At 73.8% G+C, this 20116-nt stretch carries 15 protein-coding genes; 12 read left to right on the top strand and 3 right to left on the bottom strand.

The features are described 5' to 3' along the window. Positions 1 to 175 precede the first annotated feature (175 nt). Together pheS and pheT are read left to right on the top strand one after the other, a co-directional pair. Positions 176 to 1216 carry a phenylalanine--tRNA ligase subunit alpha gene (gene pheS, locus Sru01_RS29145; RefSeq protein ID WP_239137831.1) on the top strand — a complete coding sequence of 347 codons (1041 nt, stop codon included), beginning with the start codon at positions 176 to 178 and terminating at the stop codon, positions 1214 to 1216. After that, positions 1216 to 3735, top strand: a complete 2520-nt coding sequence (pheT, locus tag Sru01_RS29150) for a phenylalanine--tRNA ligase subunit beta (RefSeq protein ID WP_203992218.1) — start codon at positions 1216 to 1218, stop codon at positions 3733 to 3735. Before pheS ends, pheT begins: the two co-directional genes overlap by 1 nt. A gap of 154 nt (positions 3736 to 3889) precedes the next feature. Here pheT and Sru01_RS29155 read toward each other — a convergent pair whose 3' ends face one another. Together Sru01_RS29155 and Sru01_RS29160 are read right to left on the bottom strand one after the other, a co-directional pair. After that, positions 3890 to 7084 (bottom strand): penicillin acylase family protein, encoded by a 3195-nt coding sequence (locus Sru01_RS29155; protein ID WP_203992220.1) that lies wholly within the window; start codon positions 7082 to 7084, stop codon positions 3890 to 3892. Between the two features lie 127 nt (positions 7085 to 7211). Next, entirely contained in the window at positions 7212 to 7649 is a 438-nt protein-coding gene (locus Sru01_RS29160; protein ID WP_203992222.1) for an SSI family serine proteinase inhibitor, read from the bottom strand. Between the two features lie 298 nt (positions 7650 to 7947). On the opposite strand from Sru01_RS29160, the gene Sru01_RS29165 reads away from it, so the two are divergent. After that, positions 7948 to 8355, top strand: coding sequence for an SSI family serine proteinase inhibitor (locus tag Sru01_RS29165; protein WP_203992224.1), 408 nt, complete (start codon positions 7948 to 7950; stop codon positions 8353 to 8355). Between the two features lie 73 nt (positions 8356 to 8428). On the opposite strand, the gene Sru01_RS29170 is transcribed toward Sru01_RS29165, so the two are convergent. Next, positions 8429 to 10102 carry a class I adenylate-forming enzyme family protein gene (locus Sru01_RS29170; protein ID WP_203992227.1) on the bottom strand — a complete coding sequence of 558 codons (1674 nt, stop codon included), beginning with the start codon at positions 10100 to 10102 and terminating at the stop codon, positions 8429 to 8431. 204 nt (positions 10103 to 10306) lie between these two features. On the opposite strand from Sru01_RS29170, the gene argC reads away from it, so the two are divergent. From argC to tyrS, 9 genes are all read left to right on the top strand, one after another. Then, positions 10307 to 11329 (top strand): N-acetyl-gamma-glutamyl-phosphate reductase, encoded by a 1023-nt coding sequence (gene argC / locus Sru01_RS29175; protein WP_203992229.1) that lies wholly within the window; start codon positions 10307 to 10309, stop codon positions 11327 to 11329. 55 nt (positions 11330 to 11384) lie between these two features. Further along, positions 11385 to 12536 (top strand): bifunctional glutamate N-acetyltransferase/amino-acid acetyltransferase ArgJ, encoded by a 1152-nt coding sequence (gene argJ / locus Sru01_RS29180; protein ID WP_203992231.1) that lies wholly within the window; start codon positions 11385 to 11387, stop codon positions 12534 to 12536. After that, a complete protein-coding gene (gene argB / locus Sru01_RS29185; protein WP_203992233.1) occupies positions 12533 to 13459 on the top strand; it encodes an acetylglutamate kinase in 927 nt (308 codons plus the stop codon). Before argJ ends, argB begins: the two co-directional genes overlap by 4 nt. Further along, positions 13456 to 14646: an acetylornithine transaminase gene (locus Sru01_RS29190; protein WP_203992235.1), complete on the top strand. Its 1191-nt coding sequence runs from the start codon at positions 13456 to 13458 to the stop codon at positions 14644 to 14646. The genes argB and Sru01_RS29190 overlap by 4 nt, the downstream gene beginning before the upstream one ends. Beyond that, complete coding sequence (gene argF / locus Sru01_RS29195) at positions 14643 to 15572, top strand: ornithine carbamoyltransferase (RefSeq protein WP_203992237.1); 930 nt, start codon at positions 14643 to 14645, stop codon at positions 15570 to 15572. The genes Sru01_RS29190 and argF overlap by 4 nt, the downstream gene beginning before the upstream one ends. After that, positions 15569 to 16084: an arginine repressor gene (locus Sru01_RS29200; RefSeq protein WP_203992240.1), complete on the top strand. Its 516-nt coding sequence runs from the start codon at positions 15569 to 15571 to the stop codon at positions 16082 to 16084. Before argF ends, Sru01_RS29200 begins: the two co-directional genes overlap by 4 nt. A gap of 177 nt (positions 16085 to 16261) precedes the next feature. Next, on the top strand, positions 16262 to 17701 hold the full coding sequence (gene argH / locus Sru01_RS29205) for an argininosuccinate lyase (RefSeq protein ID WP_203992271.1): 1440 nt from the start codon (positions 16262 to 16264) through the stop codon (positions 17699 to 17701). Further along, complete coding sequence (locus Sru01_RS29210; protein ID WP_203992244.1) at positions 17683 to 18336, top strand: DNA-3-methyladenine glycosylase; 654 nt, start codon at positions 17683 to 17685, stop codon at positions 18334 to 18336. Before argH ends, Sru01_RS29210 begins: the two co-directional genes overlap by 19 nt. A gap of 112 nt (positions 18337 to 18448) precedes the next feature. After that, a complete protein-coding gene (gene tyrS, locus Sru01_RS29215; RefSeq protein ID WP_203992246.1) occupies positions 18449 to 19714 on the top strand; it encodes a tyrosine--tRNA ligase in 1266 nt (421 codons plus the stop codon). Positions 19715 to 20116: the final 402 nt, after the last annotated feature.

Genomic DNA, 20116 nt, shown 5'->3' on the forward strand with positions numbered 1-20116 from the left:
AAGCCCCGGCCGCGACGGCGTTTCCGGTCGTCCACCGCCGCTCGCCGGCGGCCGGTGGGCCTCGCCGGACGGACTAGACTCGTGCCCGCTCAAGTCCTGGATACGGAGCTCACTCTTGTCGAACACCTATGACCCGGTCGAGGTGACGCCCTTGCACGCCGACGAGGTGGCGCGCATGGAGGCCGAGGCCCTCGCCGCCATCGAGGCGGCCGCCGACCTCGACGAACTCAAGCAGGTGCGCCTGGCGCACGCCGGTGACCGCTCGCCGATCGCCCTGGCCAACCGCGAGATCGGCGCGCTGCCGCCGAAGGCGCGGGCCGAGGCCGGCAAGCGCGTCGGCGGGGCGCGCAGGGCCATCGGCGAGGCGCTGGCCGCCCGGCAGGCCGCGCTGGCCGCCGAGCGCGACGAGCGCGTCCTGGTCGAGGAGACCGTCGATGTCACCCTGCCGTGGGACCGGGCGCCGCGCGGCGCCCGCCATCCCCTCACCACGCTGCAGGAGCGCATCGCCGACTCGTTCGTCGCGATGGGCTACGAGGTCGCCGAGGGGCCGGAGCTGGAGGGCGAGTGGTTCAACTTCGACGCCCTCAACATCGCGCCCGACCACCCGGCCCGCTCCGAGCACGACACCTTCTTCGTCGGCTCGGTCGAGTCCGGCATGGTGCTGCGCACCCAGACCTCGCCGGTGCAGATCCGCGCGCTGCTGTCACGTGAGCTGCCGGTGTACGTGATCTCGCCGGGCAAGGTCTTCCGCACCGACGAGCTCGACGCCACCCACACCCCGGTCTTTCACCAGGTCGAGGGCCTGGCGGTCGACGAGGGGCTGACCATGGCGCACCTGAAGGGCACCCTCGACCGGTTCGCCGAGGTCATGTTCGGCCCGGGCATCGACACCCGCTTCCGTCCCAACTACTTCCCCTTCACCGAGCCGTCCGCCGAGATGGACCTGCGCTGCTTCGTCTGCCGCGGCGCCTCGGCCGTCCCGGGCGGCCCGCCGTGCCGCACCTGCAAGTCCGAGGGCTGGATCGAATGGGGCGGTTGCGGCATGGTCAACCCGCGGGTGCTGACCGCCTGCGGCGTCGACCCCGGGCGCTACAGCGGGTTCGCCTTCGGCATGGGCGTGGAGCGGACGCTGATGTTCCGCAACAACGCCGAGGACATGCGTGACATGGTCGAGGGAGACGTGCGCTTCACGCTCCCGTTCGGTATGGAGGCCTGATGAAGTTCCCGCTCTCCTGGCTGCGGGAGTACGTCGACCTGCCCGCGGTCACCGCGCAGGAGGTCGCCGAGCGGCTCACCGCGGCCGGCCTGAAGCTGGAGGCGATCGAGTCGGTCGGCCACGACATCAAGAACGTGGTCGTCGGCGAGGTGCTGTCCATCGAGGAGCTCGCCGGGTTCAAAAAGCCCATCCGCTACTGCTCGCTGGAGGTCGGCGAGGCGGCCCCGCGCTGGGTGATCTGCGGCGCGACCAACTTCGCCGTCGGCGACCGGGTGCCGGTGGCGTTGCCGGGGGCGGTGCTGCCCGGCGGCTTCGAGGTCGGCTCCCGCAAGACCTACGGCCGGGTCTCCGACGGCATGATCTGCTCGGCCCGCGAGCTCGGCGTCGGGGAGGACCACGGCGGCATCTTGATCCTGCCCCCCACCACCCAGCTGGGCGCCGACGTCGTCGAGCTGCTCGGCCTGCGCGACGACGTGATCGAGCTGGAGATCACCCCCGACCGCGGGTACGCCCTGTCCATCAGGGGGGTCGCCCGCGAGGTGGCCACCGCGTTCGGCGTGCCCTGGCGCGACCCGGCCGACATCGAGCCGCCGGTCACCGACGCCGAGTCCTACCCGGCCGCCATCGCCGACCCGACGGCATGTGACCGGTTCGTGCTGCGCACGGTCTCCGGCTTCGACCCCGCGGCCGAGACGCCGATGTGGATGCAGGTCCGGCTGTCCCGGGCCGGCATGCGCCCGGTGTCGCCGGCGGTCGACGTGACCAACTACCTGATGCTGGAGTTGGGCCAGCCGCTGCACGCCTTCGATCGCGCCCGGCTGACCGGGCCGATCGTGGTGCGCCGCGCCGAGCCCGGGGAGACGCTGGAGACCTTGGACCACGTCACCCGCGAGCTGCACCCCGAGGACATCCTGATCACCGACGCCTCCGGGCCGATCTCGATGGCCGGCACGATGGGCGGCCTGGCCACCGAGATCTCCGGCGGCTCCACCGAGCTGGTCATCGAGGCCGCGCACTTCTCGGCCACCGGAACCGCGCGGATGTCCCGGCGGCACAACCTGGTCAGCGAGGCGTCCCGCCGGTTCGAGCGGGGCGTGGACCGCGAGCTGCCGCTGTACGCCTCCTGGCGGGCGGTGCAGCTGCTGGTGTCGATCGGCGGCGGCACCGCCGAACCGGGCGTCACCCACGCGTTCGCCGACGTCGAGCCGCCGGTCATCGAGATCCCGGCCGACCACCCCGACCGGGTCGCCGGCGTCGGCTACGGCCGCGAGACGGTCGTCCGCCGGCTGGAGCAGGTCGGCTGCACGGTCGTGGTGCCGGACGCGGCGGGCGCCGGGCCGTCCGCCGACCTGCTGGACGGCCCCGACCCGGCCGGGCCGCTGGCCGTGACGCCGCCCTCCTGGCGTCCGGACCTGACCGACCCGAACGACCTGGCCGAAGAGGTCATCCGGCTGGAGGGCTACCACCGGATCCCCTCGGTGCTGCCCGCCGCCCCGGCGGGTGCTGGGCTGACCGAGGTGCAGCGGCTGCGCCGCCGGGTCGGCCGCGCGCTGGCCGCCGCCGGGTACGTCGAAACGCTCGCCTACCCGTTCACCGGGCCGCGTGACCTGGACGGCCTGCAGCTCGACGCCGACGACCCGCGGCGCCGGGCCGTCCGGCTGGCCAATCCGCTCAGCGAGGACGAGCCGCTGATGCGCACCACCCTGCTGCCCGGCCTGCTGAAGACCCTGGTGCGCAACGTCGGGCGCGGTTTCGGGGACGTGGCGCTGTTCGAGTCGGGCCTGGTGTACCGGCCCGAGCCGGACGCGCCGGCCACCGCGCCGGTGCTCGGCGTCGATCGCCGCCCCACCGAGGAGGAGCTGGCCGGCATCTCCGCGGCGCTGCCCCGGCAGCCGCTGCGGGTCGCCGTCGTGCTCGCGGGCGAGCACGACCGGTCCGGCTGGTGGGGCCAGGGACGCCCGGCGGGGTGGGCCGACGCGGTGGAGGCCGGCCGGCTGGTGGCCCGGGAGGCCGGCGTCGAGGTCGACGTCCGCGCCGACCGGCACGCGCCGTGGCATCCCGGCCGGTGCGCCGCGCTGTACGCCGGCGGCGAGCTGATCGGGCACGCCGGCGAGCTGCATCCGCGCGTGGTGGAGGCCTACGGCCTGCCACCGCGCACCTGCGCGATGGAGCTGGAGCTCAGCCGGCTGGAGGCCACGCTGCCCGGCCCGGCGCAGGCCCGGCCGGTATCGGCGTACCCGGTCGCCATCCAGGACGTGGCGCTGGTCGTGCCGTCGGAGGTGCCGGTCGCCGAGGTGGAGGCGGCGCTGCGCGACGGGGCCGGCGAGCTGCTGGAGTCGGCCCGGCTGTTCGACGTCTACACCGGCGAGCAGGTGGAGCGGGGTCACAAGTCCCTGGCCTACACGCTGCGCTTCCGGGCCGCCGACCGCACGCTGACCGCCGAGGAGACCACCGCCGCGCGCGACGCGGCGGTCGCCCTGGCCGGGGAGCGTACCGGCGCCCGGCTGCGCGGCGCCTGACCGGCCACCCGGGCTCCGCCGGCCGCCGGAAGGCGGTCCGGCGGGTCACAGGGATGAGCGCCGGGGCTCGCGGGTGATGGCAGGGAGGTGCGGCCGCCGATGGGGTGGCGACCGCACCTCCGGTCCGGGTGCCGCCGGCATGGAGCCCGCGCGGTCAGCGGGAGTAGGCCTCCAGCTCGTAGAGCGAGTAGCCGTAGGACGTTCCCCGGGTGATGCCGCGCATTCGCACGTACCGCGCGCTCACCGGGGCGAATGTCACGTTGTCCACGCCGCCGTCACCGGTGGCGGTCGCGTACACCGTGGTCCAGTTCGACCCGTCGGCCGAGGTCTGCACCTCGTACGCCTTGCCGTAGGCGGCCTCCCAGCGCAGCACGACCCGGGCGACGGTCCGCGCGGCGCCGAGATCCACCCGCAACCACTGGTCGTCGCTGCGGTTGCTGGACCACCGGGTGGCCGGGTCGCCGTCCACCGCGTTCGCCGCCGGGTAGAGGATCAGCAGCTCGGTGCTGGAGGCCTTGGCGGCGCGGCCGCGGGCCAGGTTGGCGACCGGGTCGCCGCGGTGCGCCGGGAACGACACCACCTGCTGGTAGGTCGGCCGGTTCTGCCAGGAGATCAGCGACTGCTTGATCCCGCCCAGCGGCGAGTGCCGGATGGCGTCGGCGCACCACTGGTCGCCGGCCGCGCAGGAGTCGTCGCCCGGGTAGGTGACGGCCGCGGGTTCGGCGAGCGCGCCGGCCAGGCTGTCCAGCAGCACGGTCCGGCAGCCGGCCACGGTGCCGCCGCCGCAGTACCCGCGGGGGAGCGGGCCGGCGACCGGGTCGCCGAGCACCCGGCGCAGGTCCTTGCTCACGTATCCCCACCAGCCGTACTGGAACGCCGAGCCCTTGTGCGGCTGGGCCTCGTTGGCGGAGGCCGGCCCGCCCGCGGTCTCGCCCTGCTGGAGCCCGGACGGCGACTCGTTGATCTGCAGGGCGTTGACCAGGGACTGGTACAGCCCGTCGCCGAGCTCGGGGCGGAACTGGGCCCGCACCAGCCGGGGCCACCAGGCGTCGAAGATCCGGATGGCGTCGGCGTGCTGGTAGGCATGGCCGCCGGGCGTGGCCTCGACCCGGCGGGCGCCGGCGGCGGCCCATGCCGACAGCTTGGCCACCGCGCCGGCCAGCGCCGGGTCGTCCACCGAGGCGCCGATCACCCGCAGCAGGTCGGGCAGGACCCGCCTCCCGCGCAGGTCGGTGATCGCGGCGTCGGCCATGATCTTCACGGTGCCGGCCTTGTCGAGCTTGCCGGCCCCGGCCAGTGCGGCCTTCACCGGGGCGTCCAGCAGGTCGGCCCGGTGCACCGGGCCGAAGCTGAAGTTGCCGTCCGCCGCGCCGTAGTCCTTGGCCTGCTTGTTGTTCCAGCTGACGAAGTAGTCCTGGTCGACCGCCTGCGGGTGGGCCGAGGGCGGGGTGTAGGCGGCGGTGGTGGTGTCGGGGTCGTAGCCGGACCACTCGTGGGCGGCGTCGGCGGCCATCGGCAGGTTGGGGTCGGACACCGGCGAGCGGACCGGCGTGTCACCCGACATGTAGTACGCGGTGTGCGCCGAGTCCACCCAGAACCAGTTGAACGCGAACCGGATGTTGGCCGCCGACGCGCGGAACGCCGCGGCGTCCCCCATCTGCGCCGGGTCATTGAACATCATGAACCCGATCGCCGAGTCCGCCTCGTGCCGGTAGGTGGCGCGCAGCTCGGCGAACGCGGTGGGCCGGCCGCCGACCGTGCCGCGCCAGGTCACCAGGCCGTACTTGGTCCGCTCGATCACCAGGTCGTAGGAGCCGGCCGCGGTGGTGTCGGCGACGGTCGGCTTCCAGGAGTTGGTCTTGCGCAGCGTCTCCATCGCCGTGCAGGCGCCGCGGTACAGGTAGTGGGTGGAGGCGGTGGTCGGCGTCCCGCCGCCGGGCTCGCACAGTTCCAGCGCGTAGGTGTCGGTGATGTCCTGCCCGCTGGAGGTGGCGCTCCAGGCGTAGTCGGTGCCCCGGCCGAGCAGCACGTATAGGTTCAGCCCGGCGAACGCCGCGCCGCGGGCCCGGATGCCGGGGCCGGACAGCTCCTGCAGCATGAGCAGTTGCGGGGCGAAGTAGCCGGTCTGCGGGCCGAACACCGCGATCGGGTGGCCGGAGGCCGACTCGGCGGCCGAGACCACCACCGCGTTGGACATGTGCGGCTTAGCGCCGTCGACGGTCAGCCCGCCGAGGACCCCGTCGCCGGCGGTCGTGGCCGTGGCGGCCGTGGTGGCCGACCCGGTCTCGTTGCGGGTGAGGTCGACCGGGGCGGTGGTCGCCGCGTCGGGCAGCACGACGCCGGTGGCGCCGGCCGGCGCGGCCCCGGACGGGAAGCTCTGCCCGGCGTGCAGGGTGAGCGTGGCCTCCGGGTCGTTCTGGGCGCGGAACGCCGCCCAGACCTGGTCGCCGGCGGCGGTGCCGTAGCGGGCGCGGGCCGCGACGCGGGCGAGCGCGGAGCGCATCTCGGCGCCGCCGCCCCCGCCGAACAGCCCGCCGATGACGCCGGAGATCGCCACCAGGTCGGTCATGGTGAAGCGCTCCGGCCCGCCGGCGTTGGTGACCGCGTCCATGTGCCCGGTCAGGACGTACTCGCCGGGGCAGTCGCGGGCGGCCATGCAGTGGTCGATGTAGGCGTTGATCCCGGCGATGTAGTCGCGCACGTCGGCGTACAGCTGGGCGCCGCGGCCGCCGGAGTCGCGCAGCCGGTCGATCTGTGCCTGCAGGTCGTCCTCGGTGTAGGGGGAGTTGCGCCAGACGCTCTGCTCCAGCGCCCGGTTCCCCGGGGCGCCGCCGGCGAACGGGGTGAGCTCCCCGCGGCCGACGTGCCGCATGAGGTCCATCACCCACAGGCGGTCCTGCGCGCCGGCGTACCCGGCGCCGAACATGGTGCCCTCGCGGGTCGTCCCGGTGATGTGCGGGACGCCGGTGGCCCGGTCCCGGACGATCGTCACGTCCGGGCGCGGGCTGACCGTGCTCTCCACCCGGCCGTCCGGCACGCCGAAGGAGGCGTCGTTGAAGAAGGACGAGACCTGCTCGCCGGTGAGCCCGGTGTAGCCGGCGATCAGCGAGGCGTACCGGCCGAGCTGGTCGTCGGAGTGCCGCGGTTTGGTGCCGAGCGTCTGGTTGGCGAGGATGTCCACCAGGGTGGCGTTGCCGTTCTGGCCGGGCGGCAGGATGTCCGCGCACTCGCCGAGGCAGTGGTCGTCGGGCGGGAAGGTCTCGGCCGAGGCGGGCACGACGGGGGGTGCCAGCGCCACGATCACGAGCGCGGACGCGACCGTGACCAGGCGCCGGAGGCGTGCGTGCATGGGGAGCCTCCAAACATGAGGCGTGCTCGAATGTTGCGAGGAACATACGCTCGCCTCACCACCGGATCAATGGGCCCGGTGATATCCGCCCGCTCTCGTGCCCGGCCGGGCCTCGGTGGCGGGCGCGTCAGAAGAGGGCGACCACGCCGAGGTTGCGGTTCATCTCGCAGGCGTTCCCGTAGACCCGCAGGGACCGGACCGTCTTGCCGTCCCATTTGCCGGTGGACAGCACGGTGACCGGATCGTATTCGTCCGGGCATACGACGTTCCGCCGCGGGACGAGCCGGAGCAGATCGCCCTGGACCGGCGTGAGCACCGCGCAGGCGGCCGCCGGATATGGATGGGTTCCACCCGGCGGCGCGCAGGTCAGCAGGGCCACCCGGTCCGGTGGCCAGGGGATCACACCCGGTGTCCTGGCGAGCAGCAGCCAGCGGGGGAAGGTCGCGGCGGGCGGTGCCGGGATGGCCGGCCGGGCCGGCGCGGGGGCGGGGATGGCCGCGGTGAGCAGGATGGCGGGTACGGCCAGCAGGGCGGTGCGCGCGGCGGCCCTGTTCCTACCGGCCATGGTCCCTCCCGTCCCGGGTGACAGTGGCCCAAGTCTGCGGGCCGGCGGCGCGGTCGCCGGCGCGACACCCCGGTACGGATATCGCGATTTTGCCCGCCCATGCCGCCGCATCACGAACCATCGTGGCCGTCCGGCAGGGACGGGCGTCCGATCCTCGGACCTGTCCTTTCATTCCGCGAAGGGATCGCTACCGTCCCTTTACCCCTGGTGCGGGCGGTTCCGGCACGCCGGTCGGCAGACTGGAGCCGCTGGAGCCGCTGGAGCCGCTGGAGCCGCTGGAGGCCGACGAGGAGGCGGGATGCGACGGGTCGGGTGCCTGCTCGCCGCCGTCCTGCTCTGCTGGTCGCCGACCGCCTCCGCCGCCGAGCGTCCGGTGGCGCGCGCGGCACTCCCGGCCCCCAAGCGGTGGTTCTCCATCGGCGTCGGCCACGAGCTGCGATGGCCGCCGGTCCGGGCAGCCCTGGTCACCTGCGAGCCGCTCGGCGGCACCCACCCGAACCCGGCGGCGGCCTGCACGAAGATCATCTCGGTGCGCGGGGACCTGGGCAGGCTCCCGACCCCGCCGCGCACCTTCTGCGTCGACGACTACGACCCCTACCTGGTGTACACCATGGGCACCTGGGACGGCGCGCAGCTCAGCAGCAGCCGGATCTTCACCAACCGCTGCTGGATGCAGAGCATCGCGGGCGTCCTGGTCAACTTCTGACCGGAGGGAGTGGGTGAGCGCCTTCCGGCGCGGGCCGACCCGCCCTCGGCCGCCATGCGCTGTGCCGGGGCGGTCAGCCGCCGAGGGTCTCCCGGCGCAGGTGGGTCTTGAGCACCTTCCCGCCCGGGTTGCGGGGCAGCTCCGCCTCGCGGAACCAGAACCGCACCGGGATCTTGAACGGGGCGAGCGTGCCGGCCAGGAACCCGCGCAGTTCCTCGGCGGTCGCCGCGGCGCCCGGCCGCAGCCGTACCACCGCGCCGACCTGCTCGCCGAGCTCCTCGTCCGGGATGCCGATCACCGCCACGTCGTCCACCGCCGGGTGCTCGAACAGCGCCGCCTCCACCTCGGCGCAGTACACGTTCTCGCCACCGCGGATGACCATGTCCTTGGCCCGGTCGACGACGTAGACGTATCCCTCCTGGTCCACCTTGACCAGGTCGCCGGTGTGCAGCCACCCGTCCACGAACGTCTCGGCGGTCGCCTGCGGCCGCTCCCAGTAGCCCTGGATCACATTGGGGCCGCGCATGCACAGCTCGCCGACCTCGCCGACCGGCACCTCCTGGCCGAGCGGGTCGGTCACCCGCACGTCGCAGACGGCCACCGGCAGGCCGATGCTGTCCGGCCTGGCCTCGTAGGCCGGACCGCTGTTGATGATGGCCAGCGCGGTGGTCTCGGTCATGCCGTACCCGTTGGAGGCCTGGCGCCGGGGCAGCCGGTCGCCGATCCGCTCCAGCAGCTTGGGCGGTGCCGGTGCGCCGCCATAGCTGATCCCGCCAAGGCTGGATATGTCGTACTTGTCGAGGTCGGGGTGCGAGAGCAGCTGCCAGGCGTTGGTCGGCACGCCGGTGATCAGGGTCACCTTCTCGCGCTCGACGAGCGAAAGGGCCTGTCCCGCGTCCCACCGGTACATCAGTACGATCCCGCCGCCGGTGAACAGGGTCGGCACGAGCACCGCGAAACAGCCGGTGGCGTGGAACAGCGGCACGGTGAGCAGGGTGACCCGGCGGGCCCCGGCCGCCTCCGCCGGGTCCTTGCCGGCCATGGCCACGCTGCGCATCAGGGCGTAGGCGACCGACATCGGCGCCTGGCCGAGGTTGCGGTGACTGCCGAGGGCGCCCTTGGGGTGGCCGGTGGTGCCGGAGGTGTAGAAGATCGTCGCCGGGTCCTCCGGTCCGATCTCGACGGCCGGCAGGGCCACCTCGGCCCGTACCTCGCCGAGCGCCTCCGCCCAGCTCCGGGCGCCGGGCGGCAGCTCGCCGGCCGGCCGGGTGACGATCATGGGCACCGCGGTGCCGCGCAGCCGCTCGGCCCGCTCCCCGTCGGCGATCACCAGGCACGCGCCGGAGTCCGACAGGCCGTACTCCAGTTCGGGCGTGGTCCACCAGGCGTTCAGCGGCACGGCCACCGCGCCGGCGGCGAGCACCGCGGAGAAGGAGACGATCCACTCGGGATAGTTGCGCATCGCGATGGCCACCCGGTCGCCCTTGCGCACCCCGAACTCGGTGACCAGCCGGCCGGCGAGGGTGGCCGCGCGGCAGAAGTGCTCCTCGTAGGTGATCCGCTCGTCCTCGTACGCGACGAACACCGCCTCCCCCTGGAACCGGCTGTTCTCCAGCAGGGAGCGGAAGGTGGTCGGGGCGTGTTTCCAGGTCCGGATCCGCGTCCCGCCGACCTCGATCTCCTCCATCTCGAACAGCTGGCCGGGCGCGGTGAGCGCCGCACGGATCTGGTCATGGCTGGCGGACATGCGCGCTGACTCCCTGGGGTACGAGTTGCGTGGCCTGACCGCGACGATACCGACCGGTTGGTACGCCGGACAAAGGGCTGAAGACGGCTTTTTCCGGCCGGGTTTCCGGTTACGGCCCGCTTGCCAGGTCCCTGCCGACGATGCATACTCTTGTTATGTAGACTCATGCATTGTGATGCATACATATGCGAGGTGGGGGAGCGCATGAAAGCGGCGGTCGCCGGAGCGAGCGGCTACGCCGGAGGCGAGCTGCTGCGCCTGCTGCTCGGCCATCCGGTCCTGGAGATCGGCGCCCTGACGGCCGGCGCCAGCGCGGGCGACCGGCTGGGGGCCCACCAGCCGCACCTGCCCGCGCTCGCCGGCGAGGTGCTGCTGGCCACCACCCCCGAGACGCTGGCCGGCCACGACGTCGTCTTCCTCGCCCTGCCGCACGGCACCTCCGCCGAGATCGCCGCCCGGCTCGGCGACGACACCGTCGTCGTCGACTGCGGCGCCGACTTCCGGCTGCGCGACCCCGGCGCCTGGGCGGACTTCTACGGCGGCGCGCACGCCGGCACCTGGCCTTACGGCCTGCCCGAGCTGCCCGGCGCGCGCGAGGCCCTGCGCGGCGCCCGCCGCGTCGCGGTCCCCGGCTGCTATCCGACCGCCGCATCTCTCGCGCTGTTCCCGGCCTTCGCGGCCGGCCTGGCCGAGCCCGACGTCGTGGTCGTCGCCGCCAGCGGCACCTCCGGCGCCGGGCGGGCACCCAAGCCACACCTGCTCGGCAGCGAGGTCATCGGCTCGGCCGCCGCCTACGGCGCCGGCGGCGTCCACCGGCACACCCCGGAGATCGAGCAGAACCTCGCCGCCGTCGCCGGCCGCCCGGTCCGCGTCTCCTTCACCCCGGTCCTGGTACCGATGAGCCGCGGCATCCTGGCCACCTGCACCGCCCCGGCCGCCCCCGGCCTGACCGCCGCCCACCTGCGCGAGACCTACCAGGCCGCCGTCGAGCGGGAGCCGTTCCTGCGCCTGCTCCCCGAAGGCACCTGGCCGGCCACCGCGATGACCCTGGGCGCCAACACCGCCGCCATCCAGGTCGCCCTGGACGAGCGGGCCGGGCGCGTCATCGCCGTGGCCGCGATCGACAACCTGACCAAGGGCACCGCGGGCGGGGCGGTGCAAAGCGCCAACCTCGCCCTCGGCCTGGCAGAAGAACTCGGCCTTCCGACCACAGGAGTCGCTCCGTGAGCCTGCACCGCCACCTGACCAGCCACCCGGCCGCCGCCGCCGAAGGGAGCCGCGCGTGAGCGTCACCGCCCCCCTCGGTTTCCGCGCGGCCGGCGTGGCCGCGGGCCTCAAGGCGCCCGGTGCCCGCGACCTGGCCCTGGTCGTCAACGACGGCCCCTCCCGGGCCGCCGCCGGCGTCTTCACCCGCAACCGCGTCCAGGCCGCCCCCGTGCTGTGGTCGCGGCAGGTGCTCACCGGCGGGCGGGTCCGGGCCGTCGTGCTCAACTCCGGCGGCGCCAACGCCTGCACCGGCCCGGCCGGATTCCAGGACACCCACGCCACCGCCGAGAAGGTCGCCGGCGTACTCGACGACTCGGCCGGCGAGATCGCCGTCTGCTCCACCGGCCTGATCGGCGAGCGGCTCCCGATGGACGCACTGCTGCCCGGGGTGGACCTGGCCGCCGCCCAGCTGTCCCGGGACGGCGGGCTGGCCGCCGCGGACGCCATCCGCACCACCGACACGGTCAGCAAGATCTCCTTCCGCCGCGGCGACGGCTACATGGTCGGCGGCATGGCCAAGGGCGCCGGCATGCTCGCCCCCGCCATGGCCACCATGCTCGCCGTCGTGACCACCGACGCCGACGTCCCGGCCGCCGAGCTCGACCGGGTGCTGCGCGCCGCCGTCCGGGTCACCTTCGACCGGCTGGACACCGACGGCTGCATGTCCACCAACGACACCGTCCTGCTGCTGGCCAGCGGCGCCGCCGGCCGCACCCCCGACCCGGCCGAGTTCGAGCGCCGGGTCACCGAGGTCTGCGCCGACCTGGCCCGCCAGCTGCTGGTCGACGCCGAGGGCGCCACCAAGGCCATCGCCATCGAGGTGGTCGGCGCCGCCACCGAGGACGACGCGGTCACCGTCGGCCGGGCGGTCGCCCGGTCCAACCTGTTCAAGTGCGCCGTGCATGGCGAGGACCCCAACTGGGGCCGCGTCCTGTCGGCGGTCGGCACCACCGACGCCGCCTTCGAGCCCGAGCGGGTCAACATCGCCATCAACGGCGTGTGGGTCTGCCGCGGCGGCGCGGCCGGCGACGACCGCCGCAAGGTCGACCTGCGCCCGCGGGACGTGACCGTCACCGTCGACCTGTCCGCCGGGCCGCACAGTGCCACCGTGCACACCACCGACCTGACCGCGGAGTACGTCCACGAGAACTCGGCGTACTCCACATGACCGCCACCACCGGAAACGACGCCGCCGGCCCGTCCCCGCAGATCGTCCCGGACGCCCACGCCAAGGCCGCCGTCCTGATCGAGGCGCTGCCCTGGCTGGAGCGGTTCCGCGGCCGCACCGTCGTGATCAAATACGGCGGGCACGCGATGGCCGACGTCGCGCTGCGCGAGAGTTTCGCCGACGACATGGTCTTCCTGCTGCACGCCGGGCTGCGGCCGGTGGTCGTGCACGGCGGCGGCCCGCAGATCAACGCCCACCTGGACCGCCTCGGCATCGAGACCAGCTTCACCGCCGGCCTGCGGGTGACCACCCCCGAGACCATGGAGGTGGTGCGCATGGTGCTGGTCGGCCAGGTCAACCGGGACGTCGTCGGCCTGATCAACCGGCACGGCCCGTTCGCGGTCGGCATGTCCGGCGAGGACGCCCACCTGTTCACCGCCGAGCGCAAGCACGCCGAGGTGGACGGCGAGAAGATCGACATCGGCCAGGTCGGCGAGATCGTCACCGTGCAGGCCGGCGCGGTGCGCGCCCTGCTGGACGACGGGCGCATCCCCGTCGTCTCCTCGGTCGCCCGCGGCACCGACGGCGAGGTCTACAACGTCAACGCCGACACCGCCGCCGCCGCGCTCGCGGTGGCACTCGGCGCCGGCAAGCTGGTGGTGCTCACCGACGTCGAGGGCCTGTACGCCGACTGGCCCGCCTCCACCGAGGTGATCAGCCGGGTGACCGCCGCCGAGCTCGCCGGGCTGCTGCCCGGCCTGGCCAGCGGCATGGTCCCGAAGATGGAGGCCTGCCTGACCGCCGTCACCGGCGGCGTCCCGCAGGCGCACGTGCTGGACGGCCGGGTGCCGCACGCGGTGCTGCTGGAGATGTTCACCGACGAGGGGATCGGCACCATGGTGGTGCCGGAGGAGAGGTCATGACCGGAACGTCCACGCTCACCGAGCGGTTCGCCGACGCCTTCATGCCCAACTACGGCGTGCCGCCGCTGGCACTGGTACGCGGCGCGGGCTGCGAGGTCCACGACGAGCAGGGGAACCGGTACCTGGACCTGATCGCCGGCATCGCGGTCAGCTCGCTCGGCCACGCCCACCCGGCCCTGGTCGAGGCCGTCAGCCGCCAGGTCGCCACCATCGCGCACACCTCCAACCTGTTCGTCAACGAACCCGAGGTGCTGCTGGCCGAGCGGCTGCTGGGCCTGCTCGGCGCGCCCGGCCGGGTCTTCCTGGCCAGCTCGGGCACCGAGGCCAACGAGTGCGCGCTCAAGCTCGCCATCAAGCACGGCCGGGCCGCCGGCCGGAGCTACTTCGTCGCCGCGGAGAACGGCTTCCACGGGCGTACCCTCGGCGCGCTGTCGCTGACCGGCAAGGCCGCCATCCGCGACCAGTTCGGCCCCTTCCCGCTCGACGTGCGCTTCGTTCCCTACGGCGACGCCGACGCGCTCAAGCAGGCGGTCACCGGCGACTGCGCGGCCGTGTTCCTGGAACCGGCCCAGGGCGAGGCCGGCGTCGTCCCGCCGCCGGACGGTTACCTCACCGCCGCCCGGCAGATCTGCGACGCCACCGGCGCCCTGCTGGTACTGGACGAGATCCAGTCGGCGATCGGCCGGACCGGCCGATGGTTCGCCCACCAGCACGACGGCGTCGTCCCCGACGTGCTCACCCTGGCCAAGGGCCTCGGCGGCGGCCTGCCCATCGGCGCCTGCGTCGGCATCGGGCCGGTCGCCGACGCCTTCGCCAAGGGCGACCACGGCTCCACCTTCGGCGGCAACCCGGTGGCCGCGGCCGCCGCGGCCGCCGTGCTGGACACCATCGAGCGCGACGGCCTGCTGGACCGGGTCCGCGACGTGGGCGAGCGGCTCCGCCAGGGCATCGCCGGCGTCGGCCACCCGCTGCTCGCCGGCGTGCGCGGCCGCGGCCTGTGGCTGGCAGCCGTCCTCACCGCCCCGGTGGCCGGCGAGGTACAGGCCGCCGCGCAGCGGGCCGGGTTCCTGGTCAACGCGGTGCAGCCGGACGCCGTGCGCCTGGCCCCGCCGCTGGTGATCACCGCCGAGCAGGTCGACTCCTTCACCGCCGCGCTGCCCGGCATCCTGCGGGAGGTGGGCCGATGACCGGCGCCGTGCGCCACTTCCTGCGCGACGACGACCTCGGCCCCGCCGAGCAGGCCGAGGTGCTCGACCTCGCCGAGGCCATGAAGAAGGACCGGCACGCCCACCGGCCGCTGGCCGGTCCGCGTTCGGTGGCCGTGCTGTTCGACAAGCACTCCACCCGCACCCGGCTGTCCTTCGCCGCCGGCATCGCCGAACTGGGCGGCCAGCCGCTGATCATCGACGCCGGCACCTCGCAGATGGGCCGCGGCGAGCCGATCGAGGACACCGCCCGGGTGCTGTCCCGGCTGGTCGCCGCCATCGTGTGGCGCACCTTCGGCCAGGAGCGCGTCGAGGCCATGGCCGCGGCGGCCACCGTGCCGGTCGTCAACGCCCTCACCGATGAGTTCCACCCCTGCCAGGTGCTCGCCGACCTGCTCACCCTGCGGGAACGGCACGGCCCGCTCCCCGGGCTGGTGCTCGCCTACCTCGGAGACGGCGCCAACAACATGGCCCACTCCTACCTGCTCGGCGGTGCCACCGCGGGCCTGCACGTCCGCGTGGCCGCGCCGGACGGCTACCGTCCCGACCCGGCGGTGCTGGCCCGGGCCGCCGAGATCGCCGCCACCACCGGCGGCTCGGTCGAGGTGACCGGCGACCCGGCCGAGGCGGCGCGCGGCGCGCACGCCCTCGCCACCGACACCTGGGTCTCCATGGGCCAGGAGGACGGCCGCGACGAGCGCGTCGCGGCGCTGATGCCGTACCAGCTCAACGCCGCCGTGCTCGCCGCCGCCGCCCCCGGCGCCGCCGTCCTGCACTGCCTGCCCGCCTACCGAGGCCTGGAGATCACCGGTGAGGTGATCGACGCGCCGGACAGCGCGGTGTGGGACCAGGCGGAGAACCGCCTGCACGCCCAGAAGGCCCTGCTGCACTGGCTGGTCTCGCGATGACCATCCCGCTGACGAAGGCCGGCCGGCTCAACAAGATCGCCGAGCTGGTCAACCGGCACAAGGTCAGATCACAGCTGGAGCTGGCCCGGCTGCTCGCCGAGAGCGGCGTCGAGGTCACCCAGGCGACGCTCTCGCGCGACCTGGACGAGCTCGGCGCGCTCAAGCTGCGCGCCGACGACGGCTCCCTGGTGTACGCGCTGCCCGGCGAGGGCGGCGCCCGCATCCCGCTGACCCGGACCGGCGCGGGGGAGACCCCGGCCGCCCGGCTGCGGCGGGTCGCCGAGGAACTGCTGGTCTCCGCCGAGGCCTCGGCCAACCTGGTGATCGTGCGCACCCCGCCCGGCGCGGCCCAGTTCCTCGCCTCCGCCTTGGACCACGCCGACTGGGAGACCATCCTCGGCACGGTCGCCGGCGACGACACGATCCTGGTCATCAGCCGGGACCCGGCCGGCGGTGCCCTGCTGGCCGAGTCGCTGCTGCGGCTGGCCGACCGGCGCGGCCAGCCCGGCTGAGCCGAACATGCCGCTCTTAGCGCGGTAATCCTGACGAAAGCGCAGACAAATGACAGACGGCACGGAATTCGCCCGCGCCGGCGACCCCGGCACCACCGCGGCCGGCGGACCGGTCATGATCATGGCCGTCGCGGTGCCCGGTTGGGCTAGGGTCGCGGATTGAGCGTCGTACCAGAGATGAGGAGAACGGTGGCTGAGGGTGGCAAGCCCATGCGGTTGTGGGGCGGCAGATTCGAGGGCGGGCCGGCGGACGCGCTGACCCGGCTGTCGGTGAGCGTACAGTTCGACTGGCGGCTCGCGCCGTACGATCTGCTGGCGTCCCGGGCGCACGCCAGGGTGCTGCACCGCGCCGGCCTGCTGGACGCCGCGGAGCTCGAGCGGATGCTCGGCGCGCTGGACGACCTGGAGCAGGCCTGCCGGTCGGGCGCCTTCCGCCCCGCTGTGGCCGACGAGGACGTGCACACCGCCCTGGAGCGCGGCCTGCTCGAACGGCTCGGCTCGCTCGGCGGCAAGCTGCGCGCCGGCCGCAGCCGCAACGACCAGGTCGCGACCGACCTGCGCCTGTACCTGCGCGACCACGTCCGCCACATCGTGTCCCGGCTGGTCGAGCTGGAGACGGCGCTGATGAGCCAGGCCGAGCAGCACGCCGCCACCGCGGCGCCCGGGATGACGCACCTGCAGCACGCCCAGCCGGTCTCGTTCGGCCACCAGCTCCTCGCGCACGTGCACGCGATCGCCCGCGACGTCGACCGGCTGCGCGACTGGGACCGGCGTGCCGCCGTCTCCCCGCTCGGCGCCGGCGCGCTCGCCGGCTCGTCCCTACCGCTCGATCCGCAGGCCGTCGCCGCCGAGCTCGGCTTCGACTCCGCGGCCGCCAACTCGATGGACGCGGTCGCCGATCGCGACTTCGCCGCCGAGTTCCTGTTCTGCGCGGCCATGATCGGCGTGCATCTGTCCCGGCTGGGCGAGGAGATCGTCCTGTGGGCCTCTCAGGAGTTCCGCTGGATCGAGATGGACGACGCCTACTCCACCGGGTCGTCGATCATGCCGCAGAAGAAGAACCCCGACGTCGCCGAGCTGGCGCGCGGTAAGTCCGGCCGGCTGATCGGTGGCCTGACGGCCCTGCTGACCACCCTCAAGGGCCTGCCGCTCACCTACAACCGCGACCTGCAGGAGGACAAGGAGCCGGTCTTCGACGCCGTCGACACCCTGCTGCTGGTGCTGCCCGCGGTCTCCGGGCTGGTCGCCACCATGCGGGTGAACACCGCGCGCCTGGAGGCGTCCGCCCCCGACGGGTTCGCGCTGGCCACCGACCTGGCCGAGCTGCTGGTACGCCGGGGCGTGCCCTTCCGGGACGCGCACGAGGCCGTCGGCCACCTGGTCGTCTGGTGCCAGGTCAACGACACCATCCTGGAGCGGCTCACCGAGGCCGACCTCGCCAAGATCTCGCCGCACTTCGCCGAGGCCGGCGCCGAAGCCCTCGCCGTGCTGAACGTGCAGGGCGCGCTCGCCGCCCGCAAGGCGCACGGCGGCACCGCGCCGGACCGGGTGCGCGACCAGCTGGTCGCGCTGCGCGAGACCGTCGACGGGCAGGCCGCGTGGGCGAGCGGATCCTAGCCCGCGACTTCTTCGACCGGCCCGCGCCGGAGGTCGCCCCCGGCCTGCTGGGGCGGGTCCTGCGGCACGGGCCGGTCGCCGTGCGCCTCACCGAGGTCGAGGCGTACGGCCCGCCCGGCGCCGACCCCGCCTCGCACACCTACCGGGGGCGCACGCCGCGCAACGCCGTCATGTTCGGCCCGCCCGGCCACCTGTACGTCTACTTCACCTACGGCATGCACTACTGCGCCAACCTGGTGTGCCTGCCCGAGGGCGAAGGGTCGGGCGTGCTGCTGCGCGCCGGCGAGGTGATCGAGGGCGCGGAGATCGCCCGTACCCGCCGGCACCGGCCCGCCGACGCCGCCGCGCTCACCCGCCCCGGCCGGCCCCTTCCCGAACGCGACCTGGCCCGCGGGCCCGCCCGCCTCGCCGTCGCCCTCGGCATCCGGCGCGAGCACGACGGCGCCGACTGCTGTGCCGGACCGGAGCGGGAGTTCCAGATCCTGGAGGGCGAGCCGGTCGATCCGGCGCTGGTCCAGGCGGGGCCCCGTACCGGAGTCTCGTCCGCCGCCGACACCCCGTGGCGGTTCTGGGTGGCCGGCGACCCCACCGTCTCGCCGTATCGCAGGCACGTACCGCGCACCAGGCCCGGCTGAGAACGCCGCCCGCGGCCGGGCAAGTGGCGCGGGGGTCGGCGGATCGGGCAGGCTTGGAACACGGCGAAAGCCGCACCTCCATCCACCGTACGAATGAACGAAGGCCAGGATCGTGACCGACATCCTCGATGACCTTGCGTGGCGCGGCCTGATCGCGCAGTCCACCGACCTCGACGCCCTCAGGACGGCGATGGCCGAAGGTCCGATCACGGTCTATTGCGGGTTCGATCCCACCGCGCCCTCCCTGCACGTGGGCAACCTGGTGCCGCTGCTCACCCTCACCCGCATCCAGCGGGCCGGGCACCGGGCCATCGGCCTGGTCGGCGGGGCCACCGGCCTGATCGGCGATCCGAGCGGCAAGAGCGAGGAGCGTTCGCTCAACTCCACCGACGTGGTCGCCGAATGGGTCAGCCGGATCCGCGTGCAGGTCGAGAAGTTCATCGACTTCTCCGATCCCGCCGCGGCCGTCCTGGTCAGCAACCTCGACTGGACCGCCGGGCTGTCCGCGATCGACTTCCTGCGCGACGTCGGCAAGCACTTCCCGGTCAACCGGATGCTGGGACGGGAGGCGGTGTCGGCCCGGCTGGCCGGCGAAGGGCTGAGCTACACCGAGTTCAGCTACCAGATCCTGCAGGCGAACGACTACCTGGAGCTGCACCGGCGGCACGGGTGCACCCTGCAGATCGGTGGCAGCGACCAGTGGGGCAACATCACCGCCGGTTGCGACCTGATCCGCCGGGTGGCGGGCGCGCACGTGCACGCGCTGACCGTGCCCCTGATCACCAAGGCGGACGGAACCAAGTTCGGCAAGACCGCCGGCGGCGCCGTCTGGCTGGACGCCGAGCTGACCTCGCCGTACGCCTTCTACCAGTTCTGGCTGAACGCCGACGACCGGGACGTGGTGAAGTTCCTCAAGATCTTCAGCTTCCGCTCGCGGGAGGAGATCGAGGCGCTGGAGAAGAGCGCGGCCGACCGGCCGGCCGCCCGGGAGGCACAGCGGGCCCTCGCCGAGGAGTTCACCACTCTGCTGCACGGGGCCGACGAGTGCGCCGCGGTGATCGCCGCCTCCGGCGCGCTGTTCGGCCAGGGCTCCCTCGCCGAGCTGCCGGAGCGTACGCTGTCGGCCGCGCTGGCCGAGGTGCCCAAGGCCGCCGTCCCCGCCCTCGGTGCCTCCTACGTCGACCTGCTGGCCGACAGCGGGCTGGTGGAGAGCAAGTCGGCGGCCCGCCGGGCGGTCAAGGAGGGCGGGGCCTACCTGAACAACGTGAAGATCACCGACGAGTCCTACGTGCCGGAGGCCGCCGACCTGCTGCACGGCCGGTTCCTGGTGCTGCGCCGGGGCAAGCGCGCCGTCGGTGGCGTCGAGGTGACCGCCTAGCGCCTGACGCGGAGCACCCGCCCGGCAAGCCACCAAGGACGCCCCCGGCCGCCGGCGCCGGGGGCGTCCGCGCGTCCGGAAGTGACCCCGGTGTGGCCGCGAGGTGAGAGTTCACCCGGTCGACCAGGGCGGTCTCGCGGAGACCGGGATCTCGATTTGACGGACCTTCCGGCGCCGCTTAATGTTCTTCTCGCCCCAAGGGACGGCGGGCCGCCACTCCGGCGCCTGCTCCCGGGCATCCCGACCGAACCACTCACCGGGTTCTCCGTCTGTCGACGAAGGATCCGGTCTCGCGGTGCGTGTATCGGCTGTGTGTGACCTTTCGAACTTTTAAACGGTTCGACTGGGTTTCTGGCAGACGATAGAGTAAGTTCGTAGGGTTGCCCTGGCGACGGGGCGAGG

Source organism: Sphaerisporangium rufum (genome assembly GCF_016863395.1).
Classification (GTDB): Bacteria; Actinomycetota; Actinomycetes; order Streptosporangiales; family Streptosporangiaceae; genus Sphaerisporangium; species Sphaerisporangium rufum.

Coding starts and splice junctions, on each gene's coding strand:
- Sru01_RS29190 (WP_203992235.1), top strand. CDS start 13,456: ATGACCGGAACGTCCACGCTCACCGAGCGGTTCGCCGACGCCTTCATG.
- pheT (WP_203992218.1), top strand. CDS start 1,216: ATGAAGTTCCCGCTCTCCTGGCTGCGGGAGTACGTCGACCTGCCCGCG.
- argF (WP_203992237.1), top strand. CDS start 14,643: ATGACCGGCGCCGTGCGCCACTTCCTGCGCGACGACGACCTCGGCCCC.
- Sru01_RS29200 (WP_203992240.1), top strand. CDS start 15,569: ATGACCATCCCGCTGACGAAGGCCGGCCGGCTCAACAAGATCGCCGAG.
- pheS (WP_239137831.1), top strand. CDS start 176: ATGGAGGCCGAGGCCCTCGCCGCCATCGAGGCGGCCGCCGACCTCGAC.
- Sru01_RS29170 (WP_203992227.1), bottom strand. CDS start 10,102: ATGTCCGCCAGCCATGACCAGATCCGTGCGGCGCTCACCGCGCCCGGC.
- argC (WP_203992229.1), top strand. CDS start 10,307: ATGAAAGCGGCGGTCGCCGGAGCGAGCGGCTACGCCGGAGGCGAGCTG.
- argH (WP_203992271.1), top strand. CDS start 16,262: ATGAGGAGAACGGTGGCTGAGGGTGGCAAGCCCATGCGGTTGTGGGGC.
- Sru01_RS29165 (WP_203992224.1), top strand. CDS start 7,948: ATGCGACGGGTCGGGTGCCTGCTCGCCGCCGTCCTGCTCTGCTGGTCG.
- Sru01_RS29160 (WP_203992222.1), bottom strand. CDS start 7,649: ATGGCCGGTAGGAACAGGGCCGCCGCGCGCACCGCCCTGCTGGCCGTA.
- Sru01_RS29155 (WP_203992220.1), bottom strand. CDS start 7,084: ATGCACGCACGCCTCCGGCGCCTGGTCACGGTCGCGTCCGCGCTCGTG.
- argB (WP_203992233.1), top strand. CDS start 12,533: ATGACCGCCACCACCGGAAACGACGCCGCCGGCCCGTCCCCGCAGATC.